The sequence below is a fragment of the Microbacterium sp. HMWF026 genome, assembly GCF_003061325.1.
In the GTDB taxonomy this organism is placed as follows: Bacteria; Actinomycetota; Actinomycetes; order Actinomycetales; family Microbacteriaceae; genus Microbacterium; species Microbacterium testaceum_E.
The window spans coordinates 1-5,636 of sequence record NZ_QAJB01000199.1 but is presented as its reverse complement, the minus strand read 5'-3'; the positions used below and the strand labels follow the sequence as shown (position 1 = coordinate 5,636).

Below are 5,636 nucleotides of genomic sequence, written 5' to 3'. Positions count from 1 at the left end.
CGTCACGCCGCCGCGGTCGACCTGGCGACGAGCCCGCCCGACCCGTAGCGTGATCATGTGGAAGCCCGTCGTCTCGTCACCGCGCTCGTCGTGGCCGTCTCGCTCACGGGGGCCGTCTCGGGATGCGCCCTCGTCCCCCGACCGGTCGAAACGCGTCTGCCGCCCGGCGCACCGGCCGCATCGGCCCCGGCCAGCCCCACGGCGACTCCCGCTCCCTCGCAGAGCGCGAGCCCGTCTCCACTGACGACGGGAGCGTCCCCCTCGGTGCCCGACGGGACCGTGTCCTGCGGTGACGGGCAGGCGCAGAGCCTCTCGGGCTCGGAGCAGACCTTCACCGTCGTCGGCACGTGCACCGAGCTGATGGTGTCGGGCTCGGCTCTGACCGTGGATGCCACGGATGCCACCATCGGCACGCTGCGGCTGTCGGGCGACCGACTGAGCGTCACGGCGGCCGCGGTCGACACCCTCACGGTCCAGGGCAACGACGACAGCGTCACGTCCGCGGACGCGATGTCGAGCGTCGACGTGTCCGGGGACCGGGCGACGATCCAGGCCGACGGCGCGATCGCCGCCGTCGTCGTGCGTGGACAGGACAACATCGTGCAGTCCGGACTCGGTGTCGGGTCGGCGACCGTCGAGGGCCGGGGCAATCAGATCCGCTAGCGGCGCTCGCGACCAGCCGCTCAGCAGCACGGCAGCAGCACGGCCCTGGGCACCCCGCCGAGCAGCCGCAGCGGGTTGACGTACTCGCCGTCGAGGCGCACCCCGAGGTGCAGGGTGCCGGGCGCGGTGTGCCCACCGGTCGCCGCTCGCGCCAGGACCTGCCCGCGTTCCACGACGTCGCCCACCGCGACATCGGCCTCGACGGGCTCGAACGACGACACCAGCCCATCGCCGTGATCGATCGTCAGCACGCCGCGTCCCGCCACCGGACCCGCGAACGCCACCCGACCGTCCGCGGGGGCGCGTACGCTGCCGTCGCCGTCGTCCAGATCCACACCACGGTGCCCCGGCCCGTAGTCATGGGCCGGGGCCACGAAGGGCTGCACGATCCGCACGGGGGCGACCGGCCAGACCCAGCCGCGGTGCGAGAGCGGGTCGGCGGTGGCGGGCTGCGCGGCGAGCAGGGCGACGAGAGCGCCCGCCCCGAGGCGGAGGAGATCGGATGTCGGACTCATCCGGGAAGTCTGCCGACGGTCGGGCGGCGACCGGCTCCTGTCCACACCGGTCATCGACGCACACGCGGGCGGGAGGAGGCGTCCTGTATGCTGGGGGATGCATCCCGCCTGTCGGGATGACTCCGCGTGCCCACAGCGCATCGCGTCTTCTTCGCAGAAGCCGCACCGCGCGGCATCCACACCCCATGGTCCTCCGCTCCGGCGGATGGCGGGTGTGCGCCGGGCACCAGGCTCGTCGGACGGTCCGTCCGACGCGAACAACCACAACCACGGCGCGCAGGCGCCCAGAAACAGGAGTACGACCATGGCCGTCGTCACCATCCGCCAGCTGCTCGACAGCGGCGTTCACTTCGGACACCAGACCCGCCGGTGGAACCCGAAGGTGAAGCGCTTCATCCTGACCGAGCGCTCCGGAATCCACATCATCGACCTGCAGCAGTCGCTCGGCTACATCGACAAGGCCTACGAGTTCGTCAAGGAGACGGTCGCGCACGGCGGCACCATCCTCTTCGTCGGCACCAAGAAGCAGGCGCAGGAAGTCCTCGCCGAGCAGGCGACCCGCGTGGGCCAGCCCTACGTCAACCAGCGCTGGCTCGGTGGTCTGCTGACCAACTTCCAGACGGTCTCGAAGCGCCTCGCCCGCATGAAGGAGCTCGAGGAGCTCGACTACGAGAACCCGGCCGAGAGCGGCTTCACCAAGAAGGAGCTGCTGCTCAAGAAGCGCGAGCTCGACAAGCTGCACAAGTCGCTCGGTGGTATCCGCAACCTGCAGAAGACCCCCTCGGCGATCTGGGTCGTCGACGCCAAGCGCGAGCACCTCGCGGTCGACGAGGCCAAGAAGCTCGGCATCCCCGTCATCGGTATCCTCGACACCAACGCCGACCCGGACGAGTTCCAGTACCCGATCCCCGGCAACGACGACGCGATCCGCTCGGTGAGCCTGCTCACGCGCATCATCGCCGACGCCGCGGCCGAGGGCCTGATCCAGCGTCACCAGCCCGCCGGCGAAGAAGAGGCCGCCGAGCCCCTCGCCGAGTGGGAGCGCGAGCTGCTCGAGACCCCCGCCGAGACCACCGAGGCTCCCGCCGCCGAGTCGACCGAGGCCCCCGCCGCCGAGTCGACCGAGGCTCCCGCCGCCGAGGCCGAGGCCACCGACAGCAAGTAAGCCGCGCGACCGCCGCGTCACCTTCCGGTGAACGGCCGGTCACCCGCACAGGCTACGATCCGGCGGGGTCGTGACCGCCCCTCTGCGAGGGGTGACACGGCCCCGCCGGGCTCACATCTAGAACGCAAACGACAAGGAGACCGCCACACCATGGCAAACTTCACGATCGCCGACATCAAGGCGCTGCGCGAGCAGCTCGGCACCGGCATGGTCGACACCAAGAAGGCGCTCGAAGAGGCCGACGGCGACGTCGACAAGGCCGTCGAGATCCTGCGCCTCAAGGGCGCCAAGGGCAACGCCAAGCGCGCCGACCGTTCGACCAGCGAGGGCCTCGTCGTCGCGCGCGAGAACGCCGGCTCCGTCACCCTGCTCGAGCTCGCCTGCGAGACCGACTTCGTCGCCAAGAACGAGCGCTTCATCGCTCTGGCCGACAAGGTCGTCGACGCGGCCGCCGCCGCTTCCGCCGACTCGGTCGAGGCCGCCCTGGCCGCCGACGCCGACGGCAAGACCGTCGAGCAGCTCATCTCGGACGAGGCCGCGATCATCGGCGAGAAGGTCGAGCTCCGTCGCGTGCGCACCATCTCGGGCGACAAGTTCGAGGTCTACCTGCACAAGACCAGCAAGGACCTGCCCCCGCAGGTCGGCGTGGTGCTCGCCTACACGGGCGACGACGCCGAGACGGCTCGCTCGATCGCGCAGCACATCTCGTTCGCCAACCCCTCGTACCTCACCCGCGACGCCGTGCCCGAGGCCGACGTCGAGAAGGAGCGCGAGATCGTCACCGAGATCTCGCGCAACGAGGGCAAGCCCGAGGCCGCCCTGCCCAAGATCGTCGAGGGCCGTGTCAACGCGTTCTTCAAGCAGGTCGCCCTGCTCGACCAGGACTACGCGAAGGACAACAAGCTGTCCGTCGCCAAGGTCGCGTCCGACGCCGGTCTCACGCTGACCGACTTCGCGCGCTTCAAGGTCGGCGCGTAACCCTTCGACAGGCTCAGGGACCGCCCTTCGAGACGGGACGAGAGTCTGTCCTGAGGCCCGGGATGCCACGGCATCCCGGGCCTTTTCCCTGCCCGCGTCCCGCGTCGAACGGTTCTGTCGTTCCGCGCATATCGGTCGCCGCGGGTGGGGCGATAGTTTGTTCAAGACGAGAGGACACCACACGTGAACGATCAAGCCACCAAGCGCCGCCGCGTACTGCTGAAGCTGTCGGGAGAGGCGTTCGGAGGGGGGCAGCTGGGCGTCAACCCCGACGTCGTGAGTCAGATCGCCCGCGAGATCGCCGAGGCGGTGGACCGCGTCGAGATCGCGATCGTCGTCGGCGGCGGCAACTTCTTCCGCGGCGCCGAGCTGAGCCAGCGCGGCATGGATCGCGGTCGCGCCGACTACATGGGCATGCTCGGCACCGTGATGAACTCCCTCGCGCTCCAGGACTTCCTCGAGCAGGCCGGCGCGGCCACCCGCGTGCAGTCCGCGATCTCGATGACCCAGGTCGCCGAGCCGTACATCCCGCGCCGCGCGGTGCGCCACCTCGAGAAGGGGCGCGTCGTGATCTTCGGGGCGGGAGCGGGACTGCCGTACTTCTCCACCGACACCGTCGCGGCTCAGCGCGCCCTCGAGATCGGCGCCCGCGAGGTGCTCGTCGCCAAGAACGGCGTCGACGGCGTCTACACGGCCGACCCGCGGACCGACGCGGATGCCACCAAGCTCGACCACATCACCTACATCGACGCCCTGCAGCAGGGGCTGAAGGTGGTGGACTCGACCGCGTTCAGCCTGTGCATGGACAACGGCATCGACATGCGCGTGTTCGGCATGGAGCCCTCGGGCAACGTCACCCGGGCCCTGCTCGGCGAGACCATGGGCACCCTGGTCACCGCGTGACGCGCCGTGCGGGCCCGGGGTGCCGGGCCCGCACGCGACTAGACTGAGACGTCAGTCCCAACGAATGGAGTCACCGTGATCGCCGATGTCCTCGCCGATGCCGGAGCGCGCATGGATCGCGCCGTGGAGGCCGCCAAGGAGGACTTCGCGACCGTCCGCACCGGACGCGCGAACCCCCAGATGTTCCAGAAGGTCCTGGTCGACTACTACGGCTCGCCGACCCCCCTCGCGCAGCTCGCCTCGCTGAACAACCCCGAGGCGCGCACCCTCGTCATCAACCCGTACGACAAGTCCGCGCTGAAGGCGATCGAGCAGGCGATCCGCGACATGCCGAACCTGGGCGTGAACCCGACCAACGACGGCACGATCGTGCGCGTCACGATGCCCGAGCTCACCCAGGACCGCCGCAAGGAGTACGTCAAGATCGTGCGCGGCAAGGGTGAAGACGCAAAGGTGCAGGTGCGCAACCTGCGCCGCAAGGCCAAGGACGACCTCGACGCGCTCAAGAGCGACGTCGGCGAGGACGAGCTCGTCCGCGCCGAGAAGGAGCTCGACGCCGTCACGCGCACGCACGTCGACCTGATCGACGAGGCCCTCAAGCGCAAAGAGGCAGAACTCCTCGAGGTCTGACCGTCATGCCCGACGCCCCCGACATCGGCGACAGCGCGCCGGTCGATCCGCCGACGTCACGTCGCGACGACTCGGCGCGCCGTTCGCCGATCACCGGCGAGGGCGTGACCGCGATCGAATCGCAGCTGCGCGCGATGCGCACGGATGCGGAGCAGCACCTCGCCCACGCCCGCGCCGAGTTCGATCAGGCCAACGAGCGCATCAAACAGCGCACCGGGCGCGACCTCATCGTCGCGACGCTCATCGGTGTCGCGATCGGCGTGATCGTCATCGCCTCGCTGATCTTCGTCAAATGGGCGTTCGTCCTGTTCGCGGCGGGGGCGATGGTCCTCGGCGTCCTGGAGTTCTCCCGCGCCCTGCAGAACGCCGGCCGGCGGGTGGACGTCGTCCCGCAGCTGGTGATGGGCTTCGTCCTGTTGCTGAGCGGGTTCTTCCTGGGCGCATGGGTGCACTGGATCGCCGTCCTCGTCGCCGTCGTCGTCGTGATCGTGTGGCGACTGGTCGCGCAGCTGTTCGCCGCCGACGGGCGCGCGCCGATCGATGTGATCGGTGACGTCCTGGTGGCCGGTTTCGTGCAGGTGTACGTCCCGTTCCTCACCAGCGTGGCGATGATTCTGCTCGCGCAACCCCGCGGCGAGTGGTGGGTGCTGGCGTTCCTGATCCTCGCGGTGGCAGCCGACACCGGCGCCTATGTCTCGGGCCTCACCTTCGGGCGGGGCGGGCGGCATCCCATGGCCCCCCGCATCAGCCCCAAGAAGACCTGGGAGGGCTTCGCCGGGGCC

7 protein-coding genes are annotated in these 5,636 nt (G+C 69.9%); 6 read left to right on the top strand and 1 reads right to left on the bottom strand.

The annotated features are described in order from the left end of the window. Nucleotides 1–57 precede the first annotated feature (57 nt). The gene (locus tag DBR36_RS08405; RefSeq protein ID WP_108318486.1) at nt 58–663 is read left to right on the top strand and encodes a hypothetical protein; all 606 of its coding nucleotides are present in this window, start codon (nt 58–60) and stop codon (nt 661–663) included. Nucleotides 664–683: 20 nt separating this feature from the next. Here DBR36_RS08405 and DBR36_RS08400 read toward each other — a convergent pair whose 3' ends face one another. Then, nucleotides 684–1,178 (bottom strand): murein hydrolase activator EnvC, encoded by a 495-nt coding sequence (locus DBR36_RS08400; RefSeq protein ID WP_108318484.1) that lies wholly within the window; start codon nt 1,176–1,178, stop codon nt 684–686. A gap of 304 nt (nt 1,179–1,482) precedes the next feature. Here DBR36_RS08400 and rpsB point away from each other — a divergent pair, with 304 nt between their 5' ends. The 5 genes from rpsB to DBR36_RS08375 all read left to right on the top strand — a co-directional run. Beyond that, the gene (gene rpsB, locus DBR36_RS08395) at nt 1,483–2,343 is read left to right on the top strand and encodes a 30S ribosomal protein S2 (protein WP_108318482.1); all 861 of its coding nucleotides are present in this window, start codon (nt 1,483–1,485) and stop codon (nt 2,341–2,343) included. A 150-nt stretch (nt 2,344–2,493) separates the two neighbouring features. Then, nucleotides 2,494–3,321, top strand: a complete 828-nt coding sequence (gene tsf, locus DBR36_RS08390; protein ID WP_108318480.1) for a translation elongation factor Ts — start codon at nt 2,494–2,496, stop codon at nt 3,319–3,321. A 183-nt stretch (nt 3,322–3,504) separates the two neighbouring features. Then, on the top strand, nt 3,505–4,224 hold the full coding sequence (gene pyrH / locus DBR36_RS08385) for a UMP kinase (protein ID WP_108318478.1): 720 nt from the start codon (nt 3,505–3,507) through the stop codon (nt 4,222–4,224). A gap of 75 nt (nt 4,225–4,299) precedes the next feature. After that, nucleotides 4,300–4,854: a ribosome recycling factor gene (gene frr / locus DBR36_RS08380; RefSeq protein ID WP_076675969.1), complete on the top strand. Its 555-nt coding sequence runs from the start codon at nt 4,300–4,302 to the stop codon at nt 4,852–4,854. 5 nt (nt 4,855–4,859) lie between these two features. Continuing rightward, nucleotides 4,860–5,636: phosphatidate cytidylyltransferase (locus tag DBR36_RS08375; protein WP_108318476.1), on the top strand; the 777-nt coding region annotated here is incomplete at its 3' end.